Annotated in this window: 13 protein-coding genes; all 13 read right to left on the bottom strand. The window is 68.2% G+C overall.

Features of this window, described 5'->3' with window-relative positions; genetic code table 11:
- Positions 1-218: 218 nt before the first annotated feature.
- The 13 genes from ACZK0Z_RS10500 to ACZK0Z_RS10440 all read right to left on the bottom strand — a co-directional run bounded on the left by ACZK0Z_RS10500 (position 219) and on the right by ACZK0Z_RS10440 (position 26,037).
- On the bottom strand, positions 219-12,527 hold the full coding sequence (locus ACZK0Z_RS10500) for a filamentous haemagglutinin family protein (RefSeq protein ID WP_459004435.1): 12,309 nt from the start codon (positions 12,525-12,527) through the stop codon (positions 219-221).
- A gap of 247 nt (positions 12,528-12,774) precedes the next feature.
- The gene (locus ACZK0Z_RS10495; protein ID WP_414489303.1) at positions 12,775-13,956 is read right to left on the bottom strand and encodes a substrate-binding domain-containing protein; all 1,182 of its coding nucleotides are present in this window, start codon (positions 13,954-13,956) and stop codon (positions 12,775-12,777) included.
- Positions 13,957-14,004: 48 nt separating this feature from the next.
- On the bottom strand, positions 14,005-15,189 hold the full coding sequence (locus tag ACZK0Z_RS10490) for a substrate-binding domain-containing protein (protein ID WP_049431563.1): 1,185 nt from the start codon (positions 15,187-15,189) through the stop codon (positions 14,005-14,007).
- Positions 15,190-15,635: 446 nt separating this feature from the next.
- Entirely contained in the window at positions 15,636-16,835 is a 1,200-nt protein-coding gene (gene gspF / locus ACZK0Z_RS10485; protein ID WP_414489304.1) for a type II secretion system inner membrane protein GspF, read from the bottom strand.
- Between the two features lie 7 nt (positions 16,836-16,842).
- Complete coding sequence (gene gspE, locus ACZK0Z_RS10480; RefSeq protein ID WP_197619305.1) at positions 16,843-18,276, bottom strand: type II secretion system ATPase GspE; 1,434 nt, start codon at positions 18,274-18,276, stop codon at positions 16,843-16,845.
- Positions 18,273-20,654, bottom strand: a complete 2,382-nt coding sequence (gspD, locus tag ACZK0Z_RS10475; protein WP_049431553.1) for a type II secretion system secretin GspD — start codon at positions 20,652-20,654, stop codon at positions 18,273-18,275. The genes gspE and gspD overlap by 4 nt, the downstream gene beginning before the upstream one ends.
- Positions 20,651-21,178 carry a type II secretion system protein GspM gene (gene gspM / locus ACZK0Z_RS10470; protein ID WP_197619309.1) on the bottom strand — a complete coding sequence of 176 codons (528 nt, stop codon included), beginning with the start codon at positions 21,176-21,178 and terminating at the stop codon, positions 20,651-20,653. Before gspM ends, gspD begins: the two co-directional genes overlap by 4 nt.
- Entirely contained in the window at positions 21,175-22,338 is a 1,164-nt protein-coding gene (gene gspL, locus ACZK0Z_RS10465) for a type II secretion system protein GspL (RefSeq protein WP_197619311.1), read from the bottom strand. The genes gspM and gspL overlap by 4 nt, the downstream gene beginning before the upstream one ends.
- The gene (gspK, locus tag ACZK0Z_RS10460; RefSeq protein ID WP_197633744.1) at positions 22,335-23,240 is read right to left on the bottom strand and encodes a type II secretion system minor pseudopilin GspK; all 906 of its coding nucleotides are present in this window, start codon (positions 23,238-23,240) and stop codon (positions 22,335-22,337) included. The genes gspL and gspK overlap by 4 nt, the downstream gene beginning before the upstream one ends.
- Positions 23,241-23,249: 9 nt before the next feature.
- Positions 23,250-23,687: a type II secretion system major pseudopilin GspG gene (gspG, locus tag ACZK0Z_RS10455; RefSeq protein WP_049431540.1), complete on the bottom strand. Its 438-nt coding sequence runs from the start codon at positions 23,685-23,687 to the stop codon at positions 23,250-23,252.
- 57 nt (positions 23,688-23,744) lie between these two features.
- A complete protein-coding gene (locus ACZK0Z_RS10450) occupies positions 23,745-24,302 on the bottom strand; it encodes a hypothetical protein (RefSeq protein ID WP_238378699.1) in 558 nt (185 codons plus the stop codon).
- 144 nt (positions 24,303-24,446) lie between these two features.
- Positions 24,447-24,998 carry a hypothetical protein gene (locus ACZK0Z_RS10445; protein WP_197633743.1) on the bottom strand — a complete coding sequence of 184 codons (552 nt, stop codon included), beginning with the start codon at positions 24,996-24,998 and terminating at the stop codon, positions 24,447-24,449.
- A 58-nt stretch (positions 24,999-25,056) separates the two neighbouring features.
- Positions 25,057-26,037 carry a FecR family protein gene (locus ACZK0Z_RS10440; protein WP_197633742.1) on the bottom strand — a complete coding sequence of 327 codons (981 nt, stop codon included), beginning with the start codon at positions 26,035-26,037 and terminating at the stop codon, positions 25,057-25,059.
- Positions 26,038-26,094 lie beyond the last annotated feature (57 nt).

Raw genomic sequence — 26,094 nt, 5'->3', positions numbered from 1 at the left:
CGAGCCTGCCGCCGGGCGCTCTCCTGCACCCGGCGGCGCCGTGTCGGTGGTCCTCACCGCTGATGGCCGCTCCCTGCCCTCCGTGCCGTCCTGGCTGGGGCCGCCACCCTTCCGTGGCGGCTGGCCCGATGCTGTCCATTCCTGCGGTCCAGCTGCATCCACGCATGGCGTGGATGCACGGTGGGTGCCGACCGTTGGTCGGCACGGTTGCAAGATGCCTAGCGTCGCTGCGTGCCCTCGTCGCGGCTCGCCTGCGGGAACTGGAAGGCACTGTTGGCGTCATAACCGCTGTTGGCAGTGTTGCCACGCGCCGGCGGATTGATGGCGCTGGTGCCACTGCCAAATCCGAGGATCTGCACGCTGATCACCGACGGCTGGTTGCGTCGTGCATCGTCCTGGCTCTTGCGCATCACATCCTGTGCCGCCTGGCTGGCGCTGTTCGCTGCCGCACTGGCCGAAGCCAGCGCATTGACGTTCACCGTGGCCAGCACCGGCAGGCCCTTGCTCTCGCCCTGCACCTGGATGTTGGCCGCGTTGAGTACCTGCAGCGCGGCCAGGTTGATGTTGCCCGAGACACGGATACCCGCTTCGCCCGCGTCGATGGTGCCCAGCGGCGCGATCAGGTCGACGTCGCCCGGCGGCACTTCGGGAATCGGCGCCAGCGTGGCGAAGCCGGCACCGGTGGCCGGCGCCTGCGGCGACAGCAGCACATTGCCCCAGTTGTCGTAGATCCGGCGCGGCGGCGTGTAAAGCAGCGTGGTACGCGAGCCGCGGCCGGCGTTGATGTCGCCCTGCTCGGTCCAGGCCAGGATGTCGCCACCGAAGGCCGTCATGACACGCGACAGGCCCAACAGCACGCTGTCCTGGCTGAACAGGCGGATGTCGCCCTGGCCCTGCGTGATCAGGCCGGAGCTGGCCGGCGGCACCTCACCCGCAACGCCCAGCACGATCTGCCCACCCGGCGCCATCAGCTCGATGTTGCCGCCCGCCTCGGTGCGCACGCCCGAGCCACCGTACATCACGATATCGCCGGTGCGCGGGATCGTCGCTCCCGTTGCATCCTTGTCCGGCATCAGCGTGGCGATGGCTTCGCGACCGCGCAGGTAGGAGCCGAAGCGCGGCCCATCCCGATCGTTGAACTCGCGGCCGCCCTCGCGCAGCTCGGCGTAGTAGACCTGGCGCAGGAAGATGCGCTGCTGCTCCTTCGGCAAGCGATCGAACGCCGCCAGGGCCTCCGCGCCATCGACCGCCAGGCCGAAGCGCTGCTGCAGCCACTGCTTCAGCTCCTTGTCGTAGATCTTCGCCGCCTTGCCGGGTTGCGACGCCAGTGATTGCGCCGGGTCGGCGAGGTTGGACGGATCCAGGTAGCGCGCGCGCACGGCATCGAACGCGATGTTCTGGTTGCCGGCGGTCACTGCAATGCTGGCGCCTGGACGAGTGTCGCCCTGGATCAGACCGCCACGGCTGACGATGCTGCCGCTATCCTCCTGGCGCAGCTGGCGGCCTGCACTGACGTCGACATTGCCTGGACCGAATACGGTCACGTTGGCGTGCACGATGTCACGGCCAGCCTCTACCACGGTCAGATCGGTGCCACTGTTGTTCAGCGCCATCACCGTGCTGCCGAGGATGTCCGTGCCCGCGCGCAGCTGGACCGGTGCGGCCACGTCGTACCAGGTGCCGACCGTGCGCGGCGTGTCTGGGGAGGCCGGCGTCCACTCACCGCCGGTACGCAGCCCGATGATGTCGCCACTACCGGCATAGAAGCGGTTTGGCTGCCCCCCAGCAGCGCGCGGCGTCGCCAGCATCGGTCGATTCGGACCGAAGGCGAACAACGGGGTGGGGTCCGCACTACCCGCCAGGGAAGGCACCACAGTGCCATCCGGGGACAGATTGGTCAGCCGCAGTGTACCGCTGGCAGAGAAGGCACTGAAGGCCGGATCAAACGGCGATGGCAAGCGGGTGTCGGCCCCGGAACTGCTGATCGCGGGTGCATCGCTGGCGGCCAGGATCGAGCCGCCTGCAAGCAGTTGCAGGCTGCCGTTGGCACCAGGTGCAGTCAGCAGCACGGTCGAAGGATCGGCGCGCGACAGCTTGATGTCACCGCTGGCAGCCACGGCCTGCAGGCGCGAAGGATAGATCCAGTAGGCCGCCCCGCCGGCAGTCACTTCCGCACGGCCGTCCTCGATGCGTTCAATGGTCCGCTGCGCGACCGGCACCACGTCGCCACCGGCGGAGAACAGGTTGATCGCCGTCGACGGTGTCCAGAGCGAGAATCCGCCAGCGCCCAGCAGTCGCGTGCCGTCATCTGCGGTCACCCGGTTCGCGTTGAACAACCTCACCCGGCCGGCATCGGCCGCAGAGGAAAGGACCACGTCGCCCCGGGCCGTCAGATCCGCAACCGAATCTCCCAGCACCAGAACCGGCCCACCCATGGCCGCACTGGTGGTCGATCGATAAGGGTCCATCATGCGCAGGCCGCTGGCGATGGCCTGATAGTTGTTCGGCCCCACGGCACTGCCACCGATCCGTGCAGCCTCGACGCTGAGATGGCCACGCAGGTTCACCAGCGTACCGTTGAGCTCCAGATTCTGCTGGTTTTCGGCCTGCGAGTAGGAGGTAGCCGCCAGCAGCGGATTCAACGCACCGGCACTGCGCAACCGCAGATCGCCGCCACCGGTCTGCACCAGGCGGCCATCGTCGACACGACCGGTCGACGCCACCGCCGCGTTGATCGCCGTGGAATAGCGTCCACCGCCGAGCACGCCCTGGGCATCGCCCTTGGCCGCCGTGACGCCCGCGTTGCGGCCCGCCTCGATATCCACATTGCCGCCACCCAGCGTGCCGATTCCAGTGAACCCGACCATGCGTGGCGTCGACGTGGCCGTCACTCCGGTGATCGCATAGGTACCGAAGTTGACCCACCAGCTGGTCGGCACCGGTTCCACACCGGGCGTACTGCCCGTGCCTTGCCGCCACAACCAGCCGCCGACCGAACTGCTGGCGCTGTCGGCCTTGTCACGATCGGTACCTGCGGACGACAAGGTCGCCCAGGTGGCCCCGGTTACGTCCCGGCCGGCAATCACGCTCAGATTGCCACCGTGGTCGGGATACCACGCGCGATAGGCAGCCAGGGCCGCATCATAGTCACCGGTGGCCTGCTGCAGGCCCAACAACGTGCTGCGCCCGTTCAAGGGACTGCGCTCGGACTGGAAGCGTTCGTCGTGGCCGTTGCCCAGCGATGCAGGGGTGCCCGCCGTATACACGCCGAACACCGAACGCATCTGCACATCGCGCGCCGCCAGCAGCTGCAGATCGCCGGTGCCCGTACGCAGCACACTCCACATCGGTGTGCCGTGCCGCGGCGGGTCCATCGTGGTGACCTCGCGCGTCTCGCCCGGCATCAGGCAGAAGCCATCGCTGAGCTGCCCACAGATGGCCTCCTCGGTCATGCCGATCATCTCGCCGAATTCCCTGACGCTGGTTCCCGCAAGGGACGGATCGCCCGCGAGTTCCTCCGCGCCCAGCTCGGTGAAGATATACGGCGAGGTGATGCAGCTCGCGGCCACGCTGCACAGTGCATCTTCCTCCCGGCCCAGGTGCACGGCCAGGTCCTTGATCGTCCGGCCCACCCAGGAGCCGTCAACCCCCAGCCGTTGCGCGCCGTCTGCGGTCAACAACCGGTCGCGGATGAACTTCATCTGCTTGCTGGCATCGCGGATCGCACCGTAGTGCGTATCGGACAAGGTCAGGTCACCGCTTGCACCGAAGCGGCGCGTACGCGGGTCCGCAGCGTCGATGTCGGCGCCGGCAACGAGTGACACGTCCCAGGAAGTGGAGCCTTCAGGCAGCATCTGCGCCAACGCCCAGTTGCGTCCCTGGCGTCCATCACTGCCGGTCGGCCGCAGCTTGATCGGCGTGCCACCCGGTAGTTTGACCGTGGCCATCGAGGGGATGAGTGCACCGCGCGCCAACGGCGTGCGCGCCGCCAGGCGCAGTTCGATCGGCAGCGGTACGCCGGCCGGCCAGGTGTGGCCGGCCACGTTGGCCTCGCCACGAAGCTGGAAGCCTGCAGAGAGCTTCGCTCCGGCCGGCACCGACAATGGCTGCGCCAGTACGCTGCCCGCCGGATGCACCTGGCCGTCAGCGAGCTTGACCGCCGCCGCCAGCACCGTGCCTGCGGGCAATACCAAAGGCCCGGTCAGGGTCATGTCGACCGGCAGCGTCGTGCCCGCCGGAAGTTTCACGGCCTGCACCTGGATGGCGTAGTTCAGCACCGCGCTGGCCGGGAACCGCGTGCCGATGTCCAGCACGACGCCATCGCCGGGAACCACCAGGTCTGCACCGAACGGGGTGACACCGAGGCCGAACACGGCGCCCTCGACCAGTTGCCAGCCCGCGTCGTCCGGACTGGCCGGGGGCGGCGCAAAACCATCGTTGATGCTGCCGTAGACATTCAGGTCGCCGGCGGCACGCAGGCGCATCGCACCGGATTCACCGAAACCGCGGCGTGCTGGATCCTGGCGGTCGGATTGCGGGCCATAGCGATAGCCGGACAGGTCAAGGTCACCACTGACGGTCAGGTCGCCCTCGGGATTGGCGGCCGACGCAACACCAATGATGTCCACGCCCGGCCGCAGGCGCACGCTGCCCAGCGCCGCCAGGCGCGCCGACAGATCGGCGTTGCCCAGCGCCGCGTTCATCCAGGCCGTGCTGGCCGGATCCACCACGGTGTCCAGCCAGGCCTGGGTGACCATCTGCGAGCGATGGCCGTTCACATCCGGCGTGGTCGCCAGCGGCGCATCCTCATAGCGACGTACCGCGGTGACGAACACATCGCGTGCGCCCATCACCTGCAGCCCTGCGTCACTACGGATCGCTGCATCCGAGCCACCACTGCGCGGCACGTTCAACGCGAGCGTACCGCGCGCCCGGCCATCGTTCTGGCCAGGCGCCGTGCCCACCGCGACCCCGGTGCCGCTGCGCAGGTCGACCCTGGCAGCAGGGCCGAGTACCAGCGTGCCCGATCGGCTCTCCAGCTCGACGATGGCGCGGTTGGGGCTGTCGATGATGCCGCCGTAGCTGTCCACGCGCAGCGCGGTGCCATGTGCATCCAGAGTGCCATCCACCTGCAGGCCGTCCCGCGCGGCCAGGCGGATGCTGCCCACCTGCTCGCCACTGGCGTCGATCCGACCGCGAACCTGCAGCGCGCCACCATCAACACTGATATCGACCTTGCGCGCCTTCACCTCGTCGCCGATCAGCAGGTCGCCCTGCTTGAGCTGGAAGCTGCGTGCTCCGGTCACGCCATCGCCGGTCAGGCGCTGGTTCAGACCGCTGAAATCGTGCAACTGCTGCGCACGGACCAGCAGTTCGCCACTGTCGTAGGGCACCACGCTGCCGCCCACGTCCTGACGGCCCGACGCCTGGCCAAGGATCCGGCCAGCAAGGTCGACACGCCCATCACTGGCACCGAGTGCGGTCACGGTCAGGCGGCCGGCACGATTGTTGCGGGCAGACAGATCGATGCGCGAGGCCGCGTCGGTCTGCACGCTGCCGTCGCCCGCGGTGAGTTCCGCGTCGCCGCCCCAACTGTAATTGTCGACGTCGAACAGGCTGACCTTGCGCCCGGAGAGATCCAGATCGGCCCGGCTGCCCAGGCGCAGTGAATGGTCGGCGTTGGCCGACAACCTGCCAGAGGCGAGCGCGAACCGTGTATCGAGCACGATGTCGCCGGCGCGAAGATCGAGCTCGGCGCCGAGGGCGTCTGCGCTGCCACCGGTCGTGGTACTGCGCGCAGACAATGTGCCACCTGTCTTCACCGCCAGCTTGGCCCCGGCCTCGCCGGTGATCAGCGGCGCCTCGATATCCAGGTTGCCCCCACTGAACACCCAGCCCTTGCCCGCCACGTAATCGCCTTGGCGCTGGTAGACCGTCAGGTCACCGCTGCCGGCAAACACCAGCTGGCGCGCGGCCTGCAGGTTCACTCCGGCAAAGCCCAGCACCTGGCGCCCGGCATTGGCTTCCGATGAGGGGCGCGAGCGCGTCGACGGTGCCAACCGCAGCGTGTGGGTGATGATGTCCAGCTGCCCGCTTCCCAACCGGCTGGCGATTGCTGGCCCCACCGGCTGCGTCTTCGCATCCCCCAGTACCGACGTGGCGCCCTGCTGGCCCGACCAGGTCAGTTCCGCAGCGAAGATGCGTGCGCGGTCGTTGCTGTCGCCGTAGCCATGGATCGCCGGCGCGCCCAGCACCAGGCTGCGCAGGCTCGGCTTGCCCGTTGCGGCATCCCGCGTGTCCAGATCCACGCTGCCGAACACGTTGATCGCCTCGGCAGCGTTCAGGCGCAGGGTCTCCAGTGCAGGCGCGCCGACAGCCGTATTACCACGCAGGAGATCGCGCAGGACCTGCTGGTTCAGCATCAGGCCCGGTGGCAGCGCCGAGGCACCCGCCGCCCGCGCGATGGCTTCGGCCGTGCCCAGGTTGATATTGCCCATGCCCAGCGCCAGCTCGCGCGTGCCGTACACGGCGCCCTCGCGCAGCTGCAGCTGCCCACTGGATGCAACATTGATGCTGCCCTCCGATACCAGGCGGGCCTGGCCGGCGCAGGTAGCGCCCGGATCACAGGCGCCAATGTCGATGTCGACGCGTGTTCCGGCCGTTCCTGTGGCCGCAGCCAGCACTTCGGGGTGGTCATTGGAAACGGCCAGCAGCCCACCACCCACCTGGTAGACATAGCCCAGGCTTGACGGCAGCCCGGCGGCGCCCAGCCCAATCGTGTCGATTCCTGCCCCGGCCTCGACCACGATGCCGCGCCCACCTTCAACCGCACCAATCAGGACTTCCGGCGCGCGCAGCACGGCGCCACTGCGCACCACCACGTCCTGGCCAATGCCCATGACATCGATGACGGATGGTGCGACCGAGCGCAGGCGTGCATTGATGACCAACCGCGAAGGCTGCAGCGCATTGAGCGCATCGGCTTCGATGGTCGCCCCCTGCGGGTCTGTGCCAGTGTTGCCACCCGCCGCGATGATCTCCAGCGAGCCCACCGAGCTGACCCGTGCAACCTCCACGCTGCCGCCGATCCCGCCACTGCCAGCGGTGGGCTGGAAGCGTGCCTCACCCTGGAAGCGCAATGCAGAGGCCCCCTGGCGGCCGGCACCTGCGCCCAGCTCAAGCCGCAGCGTGCCCGCATCGACCGTCTGCCACCCACGTGGCAGGCCCAGTCGCTGCGCGCTGGCAGTCACGAAGGCGTTGTAACTGGTCTCGTTGTATCCGGAGTGCCGTCGCACGGTCGCCGCCGGGGTCAGCAGCAGGTCCGTCAGCAACGGTGATACCGCACCGCCCAGTGCGTCGGCCCGATGGCCGGCCACCCGCCATGAGCCGGTCCCGGTGGCCAACGCGGTCGTGGCGCCGGTCGCGCCACTGGCGCCGAGCTCGACCCGGTACGCCCCTGGTTGCAGCGCAAAGCTGGCCGGCAGCAACGTGTAGGTGCCCGCTGCCAGGCCCGGCACGCCTGCCGGCACCACGACCTGCTGGCCCACGGCCGGATCGGCCGAGCCATCGGACAGGCCCAGCGGGGCGGCGCTGCCTGCATAGCCCGGCACGATGGCGTAGACCTCATTGCCCGGCTGGCTGAAGCCATAGCGTGGATTCGCATCAGCCAATGCATGGCGCAGGATGTCCACCGAACCGCCACGGCCACTGACAAAGGCCGCGCCGGTCAGCTCACCGCCACCCGACATGTCCAGCACCGCGCCCGGTGCCACGTCGGTCTCGCTGCTGACCAGACGGACGCCGATCGGCAGCGCGCCACCGCCCACATTCCTCGGCTCAACGACTGCACCATCCAGGCGCCATTGGATGCCATCCAGCGTGCCACCATAGGGCAGGCTGAGCCCTGCGCCGCTGGTCGAGGTCAGGCTCCCCGGCAGCAATGAGACACGTGAGGCCAGCACACTGTTGCTGTCGGTCCCGCCCAGCACGATGCTGCCCATGGGTGCGCGCACCACGCCCGCCTGCTCGACGGTCGCCGCGGTGAGCATAAGGCTGCCCAGTGCCGACAATGGCGTTGCCGGTGCGACGCCCCCCAGCCCATTGATGCGCAGCAGGCCGGCCGCATCCTTCCATCGCGGATCCGCTGAAACGGCGACAGGATCCAGCCCGGTGCCAAGCCGACCGGACGCGCCGGCCACCGGATACACCTGAGCGGCGGTAATCTCCAGGCGTCGCGCTGCAAGCAGCTCGGTATCGAGCGCACCTGCGCGCGGATTGCCCTTCAGCAGCCGCACGTCACCGCTGCTGCGCAGGGCGACATCGTCAAAACCATCCAGCCGCACCGTGTCGCGCACATCGATCAGTTGCGCATCGGCCTGCAGCCGGTGCTGCTGCCCGGATGCCAGCGGCACGTCCGCGCTGACCACGGTGGTCTCGCCGGGAATCACGGCCCAGCTCGGGCCGGACAGCTTCAGATAGGGCGCCTGCAGCGTGATGGATCGGGCCGCCGCAGCGCCCGGCAACACGCCGACGGAACCTGCCAGGCGCAGGCTCTGCCCCATCCGCAGATCGATGTCGCCTTGGCTGCGGACCGCGGTGAACAACGACAGGTTGTCGAACCCGCCGTCGCGGATCTGTTCCACCGACAGCGTCGCGTGGCCATATGTGGGTGCCGCCGGCGTCGACGCTTCCTCCCGCTTCTGGCTGAGGGCGAGGAATCGGGGGGCACGCACGCCCTCACTTGCGCTGGGTGCGTAGACACCCCCGGCGAAGGCGATGCCCAGGGTACCGCCGCGCGCACCGGCACCTCCGGCCGCGGCGTGCAGATCGCCCTGCAGGTAGAGTGCATTGGCCGAGCGCAGCACGATCTCGCCGCCATCGCTGTCCACCTGCTGGGTGCCCTGGCCGTCGATATGCAACGCCGTTGAACTGCCATCGGCACGCAGCCGCGCACCCCGCTCGACCACGATGAACGCATCCACCGGGCGATCAGTGACGTCGCCGGCGCCTTCCCAATCCAGGGCACCGCCAATCTCGATGCTGCCGCCCTTGCGCCCCCCCCCGCGCAGCCGCTGGGCTGAATCCTTCACGCTGAAGGCATCGCCACTGACATCCAGTTCCGCCCCGTCCGCGATGCGGTAGGTGCGGCTGTTGGGTTGCCCGTCAAACAGATCAATGGCCGTGCGCACGTCATCCAGCCGGATCCGGCCACCGGCCGCGTGCAGGCGCCCTTCCACGGCGATGTTGCCCGCGCCCCGCAGTTCAATGGACTGTGCCGGATCAACCTGCACGCTGGCACCCTTGCTGATGCGCAGATCACCGCCGCGGTTACCGAACTGCGAGCGCAGCAACAGGCCCGCACCGGCCCGCTGGCTGATGCGGCCGCTCAACGGATCGGCGCTGTAAAGCGGGGCCAGCCACGCCTGCACGGCGTCCTCGCGGGTGACCGCCTTAAGCGCATCGCTGGCCAGGCGCAGGCCCGGCATGACCACTTCCACCTGCGCACCATCGGCCACTTCAAGACCCTGGTGCGCGTTGATGTCGTACTGGCTGAAGCCAGTGCCGAACAGTGCGCTGCGCAGCGTCAGCACGCCGGCGGCCTGGCCTTCGCCACCGATGCGGACATGCCCGCCATCGGTCAGCGACAGGCTGCCACTGCCCTGGCCCAGCGCGCTGATGCGCGCATCGTCGGCCAACGACAGCAGGCCGACAACCCCTCTGCCGGTGTCCAGCGTGTTGGCCTGCAGGCCGACGCTGCCGCCCTTGCCGATGCGCGCCTTGCCGGCGCTGTCGACACGGCCGCCGGCGTCTACGCTAAGCTCGCTGCCACGCCCGACCACCACATCCTGGCTGTTCTCCAGCTGCAGGCGACCGCCATCGCTCCACGCCTGGCCCTGCGCCGCGCCGGGGTCCAGCAGCAGATTGCTCCAGCGGCCGGCAAGGTCGATGCGCGCGCCATCGGCGATCTCCACCCGTCCACGCCCGGCCTGCAGCAGCGGAACCACCGGGCTGCCGGTTACCGCCAGCAGATTGCCGGCCTGCAGCTGACCGCCTGCAATACCGATATCACCGCCGAGGCGGATGTCACTGGCGGTCAGTACCAGCTGCCCGCCATCCTGCAGGCGCAGTTTCCCCTCGATGCCGATGCTGCCGGCAGTGGCCAGGTCCAGGCGTCCCCATTGCTGCTCGCTCAGGCGGCCCGCATCCAGCCACAGGGTGTTGCGCTGCGGTACCGGGATCGGCGCCTGCAGCGTCCAGTCAGCCACGGGCACCGCGCCATCAGCGATCCGCACCTGGGTGTCGAAGACCGCATTGCGCCCTGCGTTGTCATAGCGCCCCAGCCACAGCTGGGCGTTGCGGGCCACCGCGGTCTGTGCCTGCGCGTAGCCGTCCTTGCCCTGGTCCGGTGCTTTGGCCTGCTGAGCGCCCTGGAACACCTGGGTGTTGATGTCACCCTGCAGCACCGCGGTCGGCGCGGAGATCACCAACCGGCCGGCATCGCGCCCCACGGTATGGCCGTTGTCGACCCGCTCGCCCGGCGCCACCAACGGATTGCGGAAGGCCTCATTGACGCCCCAGCGCTGGTGATCAACCTCGAACCCCTTGTACAGGCCGGCGTACTGCATCTCCGCCGGCGCATCGTCCAAGCGGTACAACCGCCCATCGGTGCCGCGCAACCAGCTCTGCTTGATCACGCCGGACTGCACATCCAGGCTGCCACCGGCCAGGTTGATCTTCGACCCGCCATGGGTCACCACCTCGCTGCCGTTCAACTGCACGGTGCCGCCCTGGGCCGCCCATTCGCCGATCGAGTGGCGCTGGTTGTCCAGATAGCCGCCCACTTCCAGCAGCCCGCCACCGGCATACCAGCGCTCGGCGGCATAACCGCCGGTACCGGCTGCGACGCGCTGCAGTTCACGACGATCGATCCAGACTTCGCTGCTGATCAACGTGCCATTGTCGCGGTTGTCCGGCGAATCGCGCAGTTCGTTGCCCTGCACCTTCACCTGCACGTTGTTGCTCTCCATCGCCACGCGCACACCGACTGCGCCGGAGACATCGACCTGCGCCGCGTTGCCCACGTAGCTGCGGCGTGCCGCATCGCCGACCACCTGGCCGCCGGTCGCAACGGTCAACGAGCCATCCTTGAAATTGATGTCGCCACCGGAGACGATCTCCACGCGCGACTGGTCACGACGGTCCTGCAGCCGCGAGAGGTTGTCGAACGTGCCAGCGCTGCTTGCCGCACGCAGCACATCCTGCTCCGCCGAGGCCTTGATCAACGCATCGCGCTGGCTGTCCAGCACCGCGCTCTTGCCGTCGTCTTCGATCAGCACTGCGGTGGTTGCACCGGATTGCAGGGTCACCTGGCCCTGGCGGTCGCTGATCGCGTTGAGCAGATGGATGGTGCCGCGCTGGCCCAGCGTGGTCGTGGCGACGGCAACGCCGGCCTGCTCGACCCTGCGCCCGGCCAGGGTGATGTCGCCCTCGCGCGCCTGGATCAGGCCACTGTTGCGCACGTCGCCGGCACTGCTGCCCTGCACGAAGCGCGGCGCGATCTCGTTGCCGGCCGTGGTCGACGCGGTGTTCTGCGCGGTGCCGACGCCGCGACGGATCACGAAACTGTCACCCGCCGCCAGCTGCGCCTGGCCCTTGCGCGTCTCGATCTGGCCGGCGTTCTCCACGCTGCTTCCGGCCAGCAGCACGTAGCCGCCGCCACGGGTGGCGCTTGAAGGATCGTGGGTGGCGATGCGCGCGCCCTGCTCCACCATCACCTTGCCGAAGGCCTCGGTCAGCGCGGCAGTGGTGCCGTCGGCACTGAACAGGCCGTTGTCGCGGAACTGCCCATCACTGATCCGTGCGGCAGCGGCAACCAGGTTGCGGACGTTGACCTGGCTGTTGTTGCCGAACACCACGCCATTGCGGTTGGCCACGAACACCGTGCCATTGGCCTTCAGCTGGCCGAGGATCTGGCTGGGCCGGGCAGTGGGGTCGTTGACCCGGTTCAACACCGCCCAGTCCGCATTCTGCTGGAAGGTCAGCGTGGTGTTGCCGCCGATGTTGAAGGTTTCCCAGTTCAGGATTGCCTTGTCCGCCGTCTGCTCCACGCTCACCTGGACCCGGCCATCGCTGCCCTGTGACTGGATCGCCTCGCGCGCATTCAACCAGCCACGGGTGAGCGGGTTTTCATCGACCTTCAGGCCGTCCTTGCCCAGCCCGTCGGCCACGATGAAGCCAGCCTCCCGACGCGCCTGCCGGGCCTGCTCCTGCAGCCGCTGCTGCAATGCAATGGCCTGTGCGGCGGTGCCGAGGTTGTCGATGGATTGCTGCAGCTTCTGGCGTGCGGCGTCCTGCTGCTGCGCCGGCAGCTGGAACTGGATCGGTACCCCGTTGGGCATCCGTCCGCTCTGCGCTGCCGCGCCCTGGGCCGCACCGCGATCAGCGAACCAGCCAGGACTGAACGCCTGCTGGGCCTGGCTGGCGGGAGCGACCACCGTACCCAGCGCGACTGCGACGGCCCACGCCATGGGGTGACTGCGGCGCAGCATGGACGGACGGGAAACGGTCGTGAGCGGATGCGACATCTGGACCTCGTCAACCTGATTGGGCGGCCGCAGCCGCATCACTGTCTGATGGATGGGGCGATGGGTGCCCTGCCCCTGTTAGACGAGGCCGGGGGCGTGAAGCCGACATCAAGAAAGCATTCGCCACAATGAAAAAGGCGCCGGCAATCGCGCCGGCGCCTGTTCATGGCATCGCGCCAACACCGCCTCGTCACGGACGACCGATGCCCGCGCAGGTGCTCGGGTTGTTCAAGCCCGTCGGCACGCCCGCCACGGCGAACCGGCTGCGGATGGCTTCGGCCCAGGCGGAGGGCAGCGGAATGAACCGATGCGCGGTGACGGCCGCATCATTCCGCCTGGCGTAATGCGGAATCAGAAACACCCGCAGCGACATCGCTTCCCAGACCTCGGCATAGCACTGGCTGAAGATCAGGTTGGTGGTGCCGACGATGGGATAGCCCACGGGCGGGTAGCTGTACGTCGGCACCCAGTTTTCCGGTCGCTCTGCCGCAGAGCCGGTCGGAGGCGCGATCGAGTTCAAGGTCGCGCGCACGCTGGCGTCATCGGGCGAGTAGCCGCGCACCTTGGCAACGCGGGTTGGATCGGACAGCGGTGCGGCGATGTCCGGACCGCTGTATCCAATGGCACCGGCGGTGGCCAGTATCCGGTCGTACTGTGCCTGCTCGCTGGCTGCAGCCACGAAGTTGGTGGGCAATGCAGAGAACAGCGAAGCAAAATCGCGGGTGGTCCTGAACGTGCCTCCCACCAGCCTGGAACCCTCGGTATCCATCCGTGAGCACGCCGTGGACAGGAAGCGGGTCAGCAGTTCAGTGGTTCCGCCTTTCTCGGCGCGGTAGACCACCGTGACCACGCCGGCACGGCCAGGATCGAGGTCATTCCAGTACTCGACCTTGCCCGAAAACAGGCGGCACAGCTGCGGCACGCTCAGATCCAGGGTGCCGCCGGGCGCGTTGAACGGCAACGCAATCGCCAGGCCGGCTACGGGCACCTGGACGAGCGCACCAAACTGCTTTGCATGAACGGTGTTGTATGCGTTGATCTCGGCGCTGGTCAGCACCGATTCGGTTGCGATGAAATGGGGCGGCCGGGTCTCACCGGCAGACTCGGGCACATTCTCAAGGAACGCCCGCCGCGCAGGTTCATCACCCACAGCGCGATAGGTCACGTTGGCCGGCAGGATCCTGTCCGCCGATTCCGCATAGAGCTTGGCGGGCACACCCGATCCCGCGCCCTTGATGGGCAGGACCTTGACCTGCGCAGCTGCGGTTCCACACAGCGAGGCACCGATGCACAGCGCTGCCACAACCAATGTACGTTTCATCTTCCTCTCCCTTGGGTACCCACGTCCTTGCCGGCCCGGGCCGACACGCAAGAAGGCGCCGACCTCGCGGCCGGCGCCCTTTTCAGCAGTACCGCTGGATCAGCGGCCGACGCCGGTGGTGCAGGTGCTGGGGTTGCTCAGGCCGGTAGCAGCCGAGGAGGAAACCAGGTTGGCAGCAACCGCTTCACGCCAGTCCTGGGTCAGCGGGATGAAACCGTGCGCACGCACCGCGGCATCGTTGTTGCCGGTCGCGCCCACGTTGTAGTGGTTCTGCAGGAAGTCGCGGATCGCATTGCGAGCCAGGGCGACGCGGTAGCACTGGCCGAACACCAGGTTGGTGTAGCCAGCGATCGGATAGCCCGCCGACGGGTTGGTGAACACCGGCACCCACTTGGCCGGGTTGGCGATGTCGGCAGCCGAGGACGGCGGAGCGATGGTGTTCAGGGTGGCAGCAACGCTCACTTCATCCGGCGAATAGCCCTTCAGCTTGGCAACCTTGGTCGCGTCCTGCAGGTTCGGGATCACGTCCGGGCCCACATAGCCGATGCGACCGTCAGCGGCGTACACGGCGTTGTACAGCGCGGTGCCACCGGTGGCCGGCGCAGCGACGAAGTTCGACGGCACGGTGGTGAACAGGTTGGCGAAGGTCGACTGCACCGAGAAGGCCGGCGCACCGTTGGTCAGCTTCAGGTTGGTGCCGGCAACGTCGCCCGGCTGGCAGGCGCTGGCCAGGAAGCGGGTCAGCAGCTCGCTGGTGCCGCTGCTCTCGCCACGGTAGACAACCTGGATCGGGCCAGTGCGGCCGGTGCCGGTGCCGGACCAATCGGTGATCTTGCCCGAGAAGATGCCGCAAGCCTGGGCCACGGTCAGGTCAACGGCCGAGCCAGCCTTGTTGAACGGAATGGTGACCGAGGTGGCGACCGACGGCATCTGCAGCAGCGGGCCGAACTTGGTGGTCGAGGTCGCGGAGTTGTAGGTGGTGTTGTAGGTGTCGATTTCGGCCTGGCTCAGCACCGAGTCGCTGCCGGCGAAGTGGACGTTGCCGGTGCCGGTCGGGATGAACAGCGCGATCTTGTTTTCCAGGAACGCCTTCTTGCCGGTGCCCGAACCGGTCACGGCGTAGCTGAAGGTCGACGGCAGGATGCTGTCGGCCTGGCCCTTGTACAGATCGGCCGGCAGCGAAGCGCCGCCGCCGTTGACGAGGGACTGCTGGGCCGAAGCGGCACCGGCGGTGGCGAGCAGCGCGGTGGCAACCAGCGCGGCCAGGGTCTTGTACTTGTTCATGATCTTCTCCTGAAGGGTTTACTGCGAAGGGAAACACCGAGGGAGGAACGGTCACTACACGCCTGCTGCCGCCGAGGGCCTCCCAGCCCACTCTGCGGCGACGTGGCTATGCTGGTCGCCGCCGATGACAGGCCGCTTAAGAAACCTGTGGAAGATCGAAAAAAGGTGTGGAGGATTGTGTGGAGAATCGGCTGGATGGAATCGACTGATGGAATCGGCCGGCTAGAGCCGACTGGGTAGAGTCGACTGTTAGTCGACTACCCTTCACCCGCAGTAGCAGTACGAAGCACGCGCTCTGCGCGCTAGTCGACTAACAGTCGACTCTACCCGTGATGCGCTTTGCGCATCATTGCACCAAGGGGTTGAGGATGTCAGTAGATCCACGCCATGCGTGGATGGATCACCCACCACGCGGGCCGTACGACGTATCCACGCATGGCGTGGATCTACTGCACCAACTGATTCATTTCCATGATCGGCATCAGCACGGCCAGCACGATGGTCAGCACAACGCCGCCCATCACCAGGATCATGGTCGGCTCCAGCAGTGCGGTCAGCGCCATCGCACGACGTTCGATCTCACGCGAGATCGTCTGCGCGGCGCGATCCAGCAGCGGTGCCAGCGAACCGGTTTTCTCGCCACTGGCCACCAGGTGCACCAGGATCGGCGGATACACCTTCTGTACCTTCAATGCCGCACCCAACGCAGCCCCTTCGCGCACGCGTGCGGACACGTCATCGGCGCAGCGCGCCAGCAGCGCGTTGCCGAGGGTCTGTCGCGCCGCCTCCAGTGCACGCAGCAGTGGCACGCCGGCATCCAGCAGGATCGCCAGTGTCGAGGCGAAGCGCGCACTGTTCACGCCCAGCACGAAACGCCCGACCATCGGCACCCGCAGCAGCACCGCGTCCCAGCGCAGGCGCAACTCGGGCCTGCGCAGAGCCAAGCGCCAGGCCACCACCAGCGCAGCGACGCCCAGCCCCACCCACACGCCCCAGCTGCGCACGAATGCGCTGGCCGCCAGCATCACCTGGGTCAGCATCGGCAGCGTCTGCCGCGCCTGCACGAACGCCGTCACCACCTGTGGCACCACGTAGCTGAGCAGGAAGATCACGATCGCCACCGATACCAGGCTGATCGCAGCCGGGTAGATGAAGGCGGTCAGCACCTTGGCCTGCAGCGCGTTGCGTTCTTCGATGTAGTCGGCCAGGCGCTCCATCACCCGCGCCAGGTCGCCGGAGTCTTCACCTGCACCCACCAATGCCCGATAGATCGGCGGGAAATCACGTGGTCGCGCGGCCAGCGCCACGGTCAGGCGCTGGCCGCCGCGCACATCGGCGCGCACTGCGGTAAGCGACTGCGCAACATGCGGGCGCTCGGCCTGCTCGATCACCGCACTCAATGCACCTTCCAACGGCAGGCTGGCGGCCAGCAGGCTGGCCAACTGGCGCGTGGACCAGGCCAGCTCGCTCGCGGACAGCCTGCGAGCGCCCCAGCCACTGCCGGCACTGCGCGCCGCACTCACCTGAACAGGAGTCAGCCCGCGCCCACGCAGCACCTGCCGAGCACCGCGTGGGCTGTCGGCATCCAGCTGCCCTTTCTCGATGCGGCCCTGCGCGTTGGCAGCCTGGTAGTCGAACAGTGCCATGCAGGCCTCAATCGTCGCCGGTGACGCGCAGGATCTCTTCCAGCGTGGTTACCCCGCAGTCGACCCAGCGCTGGCCGTCCTGCCGCAGGGTACGCATGCCGGCACGCCGCGCCGCCTCGCGAAGCGCGGGCTCACCCTGCCCTTCATGGATCAGCGCACGCACGCGATCGTCCACCACGAACAGCTCGTGGATGCCGGTTCGCCCCCGATAGCCGCTGTTGGCGCAGGCCGCGCAGCCCACCGCGCGCCACACGGTTCTGCCATCGCCGTCCACCTCGGCACGCCGGCACTGCATGCACAGCCGCCGCACCAGCCGCTGCGCCAGTACGCCGCGCAACGACGAGGCCAGCAGGAACGGCTCCACGCCCATGTCGGCCAGGCGGGTCACCGCCGAGATCGCATCGTTGGTATGCAGCGAGGCCAGCACGCCGTGGCCGGTCAGCGACGACTGCACGGCAATCTGCGCAGTTTCCAGGTCGCGGATCTCGCCGATCATGATGGTGTCCGGATCCTGGCGCAGGATCGCGCGCAGCGCGGTGCCGAAGCTCATGCCGATGCGCGCATTGACCTGGATCTGGCCGATGCCAGCGAAGTCGTACTCCACCGGGTCCTCCACGGTGAGGATGTTGCTGGTGCTGCTGTCGAGCTGGCCCAACGCGGCGTAGAGCGAGGTGGTCTTGCCGCTGCCGGTCGGGCCGGTCACCAGCACGATGCCGTGCGGCTGCCGGATCAATCCGGTGAACGTGGCCAGGGTGTCATCAGCCATGCCCAGGCGCTGCAGCTGCAGACGGCCGGCATCCTTCTCCAGCAGTCGCAGCACGGCGCGCTCGCCATGCCCGGTCGGCACCGTGGAGACACGAATGTCCAACGGACGCCCACCCACGCGGATCGCGATGCGCCCGTCCTGCGGGAGGCGCTTCTCGGCAATGTCCAGATGGGCCATGATCTTGATACGCGACACCAGCGCTGCGTGCAGGGCGCGGCGTGGCTGCACCATGTCGCGCAGGGTGCCGTCCACGCGGTAGCGCACCACCGAATGGGTCTCGAACGGCTCGATGTGCAGATCGCTGGCGCCATCGCGCGCAGCCTGTGCCAACAATGCGTTGATCATGCGGATCACCGGCGCATCGTCCTGCGCATCCAGCAGATCGGTGACCTCCGGCATGTCCTGCATCAGCCGGTCCAGATCGACTTCGCTTTCGGCGGCACCGACCACGGCAGCGGCATCGCCGCCGTCACGGTATTGCTCACCCAACCGCTGCTGCCAGGTCGCGGCGTCCAGCGCTTGGAAGGGCAGCGGGCCATGCCGGCGGCGCAGTTCGGCTACGGCCCACGCCGCGGTGTCGGCGGTGCCCAGCAACACAGGCTCGCCGCCCGCCTCGGACAGCATCACGCCATGGCTGCGCACCCAGGCGTACGGCAGCGGCGCGGTGGCGCTCACGGCCCGATCACCAGTTCCGGCGTGTAGCCCAGCCCGCGCAGCTGCTGCAGTGCCGGGTCCAGCGTTGACGGATCGCGCGGCAATCGCACGCGCAGGCGTTGCCCGCTCTCGCCGGGCGTCGCTTCGGCATAGGCCTGCAGGCCCAGTGCCCGCACCTGTGCCACGACCTGGCTGGCACGCGCCGGGTCCAGCCCCTGCGCGAACTGCACCAGCTGGGCATCGCCGTTACCGGCCGGATACAACGCCGCCAGGCTGGTGTTCTGCAGCGGCTGACCCTGCCCATCGCGCGCATTGCCCTGGCCGAGGACAGACAGGTCCTGCGGCGGCAGCTGTGGTGCGGACAGCGCTGGCAACGCCCAACTCTGAACCGGCTGCGCGCCGGCCTGCGCGTTGCGCATGTAGTCGTAGCGGTCGCGGGTCAGGCGCTGGCCGGCGGCGGGGTCGCGCACCACGTGCGGGCGCAGGAACACCATCAGGTTGGTCTTGGCGCGCTTGCGCGTGTCGCTGCGGAACAAGGCGCCCAGCACCGGGAGCTTGCCCAGCCCCGGCACCGCATCACGGCCATGGCTGACGCTGTCTTCCAGCAGGCCACCCAGCACCATGATCTGGCCATCGTCCAGCAACACGCTGGTATCCAGGGCGCGCTTGTTGGTGATGATACCGGCCGTGCTGTTCGCGCTCTGCGCGTCGATGCTGCTGACTTCCTGGTAGATGTCCAGCTTCACCGTGCCGCCCTCGGAAATCTGCGGGCGCACCCGCAGCTTCAGGCCGATGTCCTCGCGCACGATGGTCTGGAACGGGTTGTTGCTGCCGCCACCGCCGTCGGTCACGTAGCGGCCGCTGACGAACGGCACGGTCTGACCGACCATGATGCTGGCCGCCTCGTTGTCCAGCGTCATCAGGTTCGGCGTGGACAGGATGTTGGCGCCGCCCTTGCTCTGCAGCGCGTTGGCCAGCGCTTTCATGTTGAGGATCTGGCCGACACCAGGAAGGTTGATGGTGCCGTCGATCACGCCGATCTTCAGGCCATCCTTGGGCAGCACGTCCAGCGTGGTGCGCGCGGTGGTGCTCAGCCCGCTGCCGCCGGTGGCACCACCGAAGTGGGTGCCGCCAAAGGTGCGGCCATTGCCCAGCATCCACTGCACGCCCAGCTCGGCCGCATCGGTCTGGTTGACCTCCACGATCAGGCTCTCGACCAGCACCTGTGCCCGGCGCTGGTCGAGCTGGTCGATCACCCGGCGCAGGTTGCGGTACACCGGCTCCGGCGCCGAAATCAGTAGCGTATTGGTGGCCACGTCCGCCTGCACCGAGACCCCGTTCTGGCTGAAGCCGGTGCTCCCCGCATCTATCGGATCGCGCCGGCTAGGGTCCAGCCGCTGCGATTCCAGCGCATTGCCTCCAGTCTTGGCCTGCTGCGGCTGCGACGGCTGCGCAGGCGTGGAACGGTTGGCGTCACCCGGCAGTGGTGTGATGCCTTCATTGCTGCCCATTGCCGGTGCATCGCTCTGCCCGGCCACCACGCCCCGCAGCACACCGGCCAGCTGGTTGGCCTGGGCATTGCGCAGGTAGACCACATGCAGGTTGCCGGACTCGTCCTGCGCGCGGTCCAGCTTCTCCACCAGCTGCCGCGCCAGGCGGGTGCGACCGGGACTGCTGGAACGCAGCAGCACGCTGTTGCTGCGCGGGTCAGCCATCACCACCACCTTCTGGGTAGGCTCGGCGCCCTGCGCATCCAGCAGCGGCGCGACCATCGCCGCCACGTCAACGGCAATGCCCTGCTGCAGCTTCACCACATCGGTGTCCATGCCGGTCGGCGTGTCGACGCTGGCGATCACCCGTGCGATGCGCTCCAGGTTGTCGGCATAGTCGGTGATCACCAGGGTGTTGTTGCCCGGGTTGGCAGTGATCGGATTGTCCGGGCTGATCATCGGCCGCAGCACTGCCACCAGCGCAGCCGCGTTCTCGTAGCGCAGCGCAAAGGTGCGCGTGGCGATCTCGCCCCCTGCACCGCCGCTGCCCACGCGGCCACCGAGCAGCTTGGCGTCGGCCTGCGGCACCACCCGGCTGACCCCGCTGTTCTCGACCACCGCAAAGCCACGCATGCGCAGTGCGCCCAGCAGCAACTGGTAGGCCTGGGTACGGCTGACCGGGCCGTCGGAAACCACTGTCATCTTGCCGGTCACCCGTGGGTCGACCAGGAACTGGCGTCCGGTGAAGCGTGCCGCCATGCGCAACACGCCACCGATATCGGTATCCACCAGGTTCAACTGCACCGGCTCATCGCGGGCGTCCTGCGCCAGCACCGGCGCCGGTGCGTGGGCCATGCACACGATCAGGGCCAGTGCGGTACTGCAGGCAAGGCTGGGCATCACCCTCATGGATGGGCACCCACGTTGAGCGCCATCACGATGTTTCCGGAAATCCGTGCCGCCGGCATGTTCGCATCCCCTGTGCGTGTCAGTTGCAGCTGCTGCAGTTCGATGGCCGGATCGGCCAGCACGGGCAGCAGCCAGTTCCACAGCGCGTCAGCGGGCACCGCCTGAACCTGCAGGTGCCAATGCCCGTCGCGCGCTTCGATATGCAGTCCGTCGGCGAGTCCGGCCGACTTGATTTCGTCACGCAACCTGGCCATCGTCGGGCGCTGCCCCTGCATCTGCTGCTGGCGCTCGCGTGCCTGCAGCAGTGGCGCCAGGACACGCGCCTGCGCCTGCAGCCGCGGCAGCTCGGCCTGCCAGTGCGTGCGCTGCTTCAGCAGCGGCTCCAGCCACAACATCCACAGACCCGCCGCCAGCAGCGCCACCACCATCACCCACAGCATCAGCCGGTCGCGCGGTGGCAGGCGTTGCCAGCGCTGCTGCAGGCCCGTCATTCCCGCGACCAGCCGCAGGGTCCGGGTCGTCACTGTCCAGCTCCGCTCACCCGCAGGCGTCCACCGGCTTCGCGCGCCAACTGCAGGCCCTGCGCCTGGACCGCTTGCTGCCAATGCTCAAGCCGCTGCGGATCGTCGGCCAATGCCTGGGCGTCGGCATCCAGCTCCATGTCCAGCTGCCCGGGCTGGTAATGCAGGCTCCGCACCTGCCCGGCCAGCTCGGGAACCACCTGCAGCATGCCGGCTACCTGACGCTGCAGCGGCGGCAACGGCGGCGCCGGCAGTGGCACGGCCAGTGCTCGCCTTGCCTGCAGCACCGGGTCCACCACGTCGGTGATCTCCGGGAAGCGTGCGCTGAACTGGCGTGCCATGTCCTGTTGCAGGGCCTCGCCCTCACTTCGCCACCGCGAGACCTGCAGTTGCAGACCGAGCGCGGCCAGCAACATCGCCGCCAATGCCAGCCCGATCGCAAGCCGCGGCGCTTTCTGGCCCGCCCCGGGCAGAGGCAATGACCAGCCTGGCAAGGGGCCAGAGGCCTGCCGTTCATGGGGGATGGCAGTGGCGGGCAGACGTTCCGGCCACGTCGGCGGCACACCATCAATCCACTGCACGGCCTGCATGCCGGCCTGTTGCAGGCGCACGGCCAGCGCCTGCATCACCGCACAGGCATCCCGTCCGCCATACCATTGAACGAAACCCCGATCGCGCCCGCTGCGTACCAGCAGGTGCTCGCCGCTGACCTGCAGCGTGGCATGGCCGTCCTGCCAGGGCAGCAGCAGCGGCGTCGGATACAGCGCCTGCAACCGCAGTGCACACGAAGCCAGCAGCTGCTGGGCCTGCAGGACCGCCTGCTGGCCCAGCCAGGCCACAGGAACCGTGCCGTCCGCCGCCTGCGCACCGTGGGCCAGCGCCACCTCCTGCAGGTCATCCAGCAGCATCGCCTCCACCTCACCCTGCAGCGCCGACTGCAGGCGGCGCCCGGACAACGGTGGCAGCTGCAGTTCCAGCAGGATCAGGTCATTCGGATCGAGGCAGGCATGCACCGCGGCCTGCGGATGCCGCAGGCCCAGCGCCGCCAGCGTGTCGCGCCCGTGCGCCAGCACCTCGCCCTTGTGCAGCTGCGCCCAGTCCACCGCGCTGTCGGCGCGCAGACGCTCAAGCGCCGGCAGGCGCACCCGAATCTGCACGGTCATGCGCCGATCCTCGTCCACACGCGTTGCACACGCACGCCATCGTCGCGGTACTCGCGCCAGAGCAGCGCGCGAAAATCAACCGCGCTGCCGTCAGCCTGCACCTGACCGATGGCCAGGAACCACTCGCTATGGATACCCAGGGGAAGCACGACCATCTGTTCGTTGCTCAGTTGAAGTCGGTTGGCGATGTCGCCGCGATTGAGCAGCCAATGGCCAGCGTCGCGCTCACCGAGCAGCGCCTGCAGCCGCGCCGGATCGACCGCAGGCGTCACCGCCTGCAGAACGCGCAGGTCGCTGGTGTTGGCGTTGACCAGGGTCTGCGCCGGCAACACCACGGTGCGACGCGCCAGCGCCTGCAACGCCACCGGATCGGCACCCGGCAGCGCCTGTTCGATCAGTGATTCACGCGGCAGCGGCGCCTGCGCCTGGATGTCGCCATCGCGCAGGCGTGCCTGGATATGGTCCGCCGCCGAGGCACAGGCACCCTGTCCCAACCCCTGCCCGGCGCACAACGCGATGAACGCGCGCCGCGCCTCGGGATCCGGCTGGCCATGGGCCAGCAGATTGCGCAGGTTGAACATCGACTGGGCATCGACCAGTTGCAGCTGCACCGGCAGCGGTGCCTGAAGCTGCAAGGGACGCGCCCAGCGCCCGCTGCGCACCGTGGTCAGCTGTTCCTTTACATCCTCACGCAGCTGCTGCGCCGCACGCTCCAGCGTTGCGTCCACCGCCATGCGCACCTGCGCGCGCAGCTGGTCGCCCCGCAGCGCGCGCAGTTGGGCCGACTGCCGGGTCAGCAGTGCCGTGGCAATTACCGCCACCAGCGCCACCACCAGCAGGGCGACGATCACCGCCATGCCACGTTGACGGACACTTGAAACAGAACGCATCCGGGCTGACATCGGCCTGCCTCACAACTGCCAGGAGCCGATGTCCGCGTTCCCGGCGTCGCCCCCGGGCTTGCCGTCCGCACCCAGCGAGAACACATCGATGTCGCCGTGGGTGCCGGGAATCTGGTATTGGTAAGGATGGCCCCACGGATCATTCGGGAGGCGGTCCAGATAGGGCGTGACCGGCATCGCACCACTGCCCTGCGGGGGCTTCACCAGTGCCTGCAGCCCTTGCTCGGCGCTGGGATAGCGCCCATTGTCGAGCTTGAACAACTTCAACGCCTGCATCAGCGCCGCGATGTCCTGTCGCGCCGCGACCACGCGTGCCTGGTCAGGGCGATCCATCAACCGCGGTACGATCAACGCGGCGAGGATGCCGATGATCACCACCACCACCATGATCTCGATCAGGCTGAAGCCCTGCTGCCGAGCCCTGCGACCGCGAACCTGCCTTGCCATTGTTCCGCCCTCGTCATCCTGGAAGAGACCGCTGCGCCATGGTCAGCGGTGCATGTGTCAGTACGATAAACATCCGCCTGCAATTCGCTGCGCGGGCGCCAGAGGAGACGCACGTGCAGCCCGCACCCGTGCCGCCTCGATCAGTTGCGGCGGCACACTGGCCAGCGTTTCGTCGATGCACGCCCGCAGCAGCGGATGCACGCACGCCTGCAGCAGGCGCACGCACTGCATCGGCGACCACGCGGTACCGTGGTCGAGGCCAATGAACATCCTGTATGCCTGGTGATAGCGCAGGTCGTCGTACACGCGCTGCGCGCCGCTGAGATCACGCACGACCACCAGCAGGGCCGCACGTTGCAGCAGCCGCGCATCGCCCGCGTCAAGCGGCAGCGCGCCCATGGCCGCTTCGGGCCACGGCCGCAACTGCAGGTCGAGCGCCCTGCGCAGCGCCAGCAGCGGGTGCGCACTGCTGTCCAGCGCAGCCCAGCGCGCCGCGTCCGCCCACGCATCACTGGACAGCACCCAGACCCATGAACGTCCATAGCGCTGCACGTTCAGGGGGGCGTGCCGCGCCTGCTCCAGCGACTGGCTCAGGTGGCGATCCAGCTCCAGCATGCTGATCCTGCGACTTTCTGCCATCTGCGTCGCCCATGCTCCGCGACGCGTAGTGCGTCGTACTCTGGAGAAGACGTCAGCAAGGCAGGTGAAGCGACACCGGGAACGTGACTCTGTGCGCTGGTTAGTGCTTCATCGGCAACGTCATCGCAGCGCCATCCGCTTGCAGGCTTCACGCTGCAGGCGTGGCGCGTCACCGCCGCAGCGGCGGGCCAACATCGCCACGTCGCTGCGCGCGGCGAATGCAACCCATGCATCGGTCATGTCCACGTCATCGCACCATGACGCCACCGCGACGCGCAGCGCCGGCAGCTGCCAGCCCTCCATCACACCGTGGCTGCCTGCCACGAACCAGTGCCACAGCCGGTGGTGCAGCACCTGCTCGTGCAGCTGCACGAGATCGTCAACGCCATGCATGTCCATCAGCAGCAACGCGCGCGCAAGCGCCGCACGTGGCAGTGCCCCGCTTTCAGACAACGGCAACAGCTGCTGCTGCAGCCGCAGCAGCATCGCCAACGGATGCGATTGCGGATCGAAGTCCAGCAGCACAGCCTGTTGCTGCCACTGCGCGTCGGACACCACGCACACCCACGGCGAGCCATAGCGATGCACCATCAAGGGGCGTCGCTGCGTGGTTTCCAGCAGCGCCGACAGATTGCGGCGCAGATCCAGCACGCCGATGGTCTCGTTGCGCATCCTTGGCCTCTCCTTGCTTGCAACAGCCCTGCGCGGTGCGCACGGCCAGCGTCTTCATCTACCCAAGGACGGCGATGCCACCCGGAAAGCGACGCAGATCCAGCGACATCGTCAGTCGCAGCTGCTCCAGCGCCGCATCCGGATCATCGATGCGGAAGCGGCCGCTCACCGGGGCACGTGCCAGCGCCGATTCGCCCAGCAACACTTTTCCGCGGCGGTAACGATTGATCTCGTCGACCACCTCGCGCAGCGGTGCGCGGCGGAACACCAGCATGCCTTCGGTCCAGGCACTCACGTCCGAGGCCACGGCCTCGGCCACCACGCCACTGAGGCGCTCGTCGTACCGGGTCTGCTGGCCAGCCTGCAGCTGCAGCCGGCCCTGCGGGTGCTCGATGCGCGCACTACCGTGCAGGCAGGTCACCCGCACCTGGCCCAGGGTGTTGCGTACGTCCAGGCGCACCGCACCTTCATCGGCAATCACGCAGCCCGCCCCGGCGAACAGCGCCAGGCGCAGGCCAGACCCGGTTTCGATCGCGGCCTGGCCCTGCACCAGCTCGAAGCCTGCGCCCTTTGCATCCGCCCGCCGGCGCAGGCTGCTCTGCGTATCCAGTTCGATCTTCAGCTGCGGCGAAGGCGCGATCTGCAGCCGTTCACCGGTTCCGGTATGGAAATCGGCCGCCATCGCCGTCACCGATGGCCACAACCCCAGCGGCGGGCGGATCGCCGCCACCACCACCAGGCTGGCCGGCGCCGCGATGGCAGCACCGAGGAAGGCACGGCGGCTCCAGCGCTGGGTCGGCGTCGGCGCGACAGGCTGCCGTGCCTCTGCAGGCAACTGCTCGCCCGCCAGGCGTACCTGCTCCCATTGTCGGCGCGCACGGCCGAACGCCTCACGATGGCGCGGGTCGGCCTCACACCACGCGCGGAACCTGTCCCCATCGGCGGCGGTGGCCTCGCCCGAGGTCAACCGCACCACCCACGCGTGGGCCTGCCGCTCGACGGCATCCAGCGGGCGTTGCGGGCGATCGTCAGGATCCATGGGGACTCATGCCGGACCCGCACGCTGCGGGGTTCTGCTCGGCGTCAAAGTGTAGAC

It is taken from the genome of Stenotrophomonas sp. 116085_Sma (assembly GCF_056479585.1).
Note: the sequence above shows the minus strand (reverse complement) of the source record. Positions and strands in the feature narration are given on the sequence as shown.

What these genes read in the sequence shown, in the direction of transcription:
- ACZK0Z_RS10450 (WP_238378699.1), bottom strand. Translation starts at nt 24,302, where the DNA reads ATGCTGGAGCTGGATCGCCACCTGAGCCAGTCGCTGGAGCAGGCGCGG.
- gspD (WP_049431553.1), bottom strand. Translation starts at nt 20,654, where the DNA reads ATGAGGGTGATGCCCAGCCTTGCCTGCAGTACCGCACTGGCCCTGATC.
- gspK (WP_197633744.1), bottom strand. Translation starts at nt 23,240, where the DNA reads ATGTCAGCCCGGATGCGTTCTGTTTCAAGTGTCCGTCAACGTGGCATG.
- gspL (WP_197619311.1), bottom strand. Translation starts at nt 22,338, where the DNA reads ATGACCGTGCAGATTCGGGTGCGCCTGCCGGCGCTTGAGCGTCTGCGC.
- ACZK0Z_RS10440 (WP_197633742.1), bottom strand. Translation starts at nt 26,037, where the DNA reads ATGGATCCTGACGATCGCCCGCAACGCCCGCTGGATGCCGTCGAGCGG.
- gspG (WP_049431540.1), bottom strand. Translation starts at nt 23,687, where the DNA reads ATGGCAAGGCAGGTTCGCGGTCGCAGGGCTCGGCAGCAGGGCTTCAGC.
- gspF (WP_414489304.1), bottom strand. Translation starts at nt 16,835, where the DNA reads ATGGCACTGTTCGACTACCAGGCTGCCAACGCGCAGGGCCGCATCGAG.
- ACZK0Z_RS10500 (WP_459004435.1), bottom strand. Translation starts at nt 12,527, where the DNA reads ATGGCGTGGGCCGTCGCAGTCGCGCTGGGTACGGTGGTCGCTCCCGCC.
- ACZK0Z_RS10445 (WP_197633743.1), bottom strand. Translation starts at nt 24,998, where the DNA reads ATGCGCAACGAGACCATCGGCGTGCTGGATCTGCGCCGCAATCTGTCG.
- ACZK0Z_RS10490 (WP_049431563.1), bottom strand. Translation starts at nt 15,189, where the DNA reads ATGAACAAGTACAAGACCCTGGCCGCGCTGGTTGCCACCGCGCTGCTC.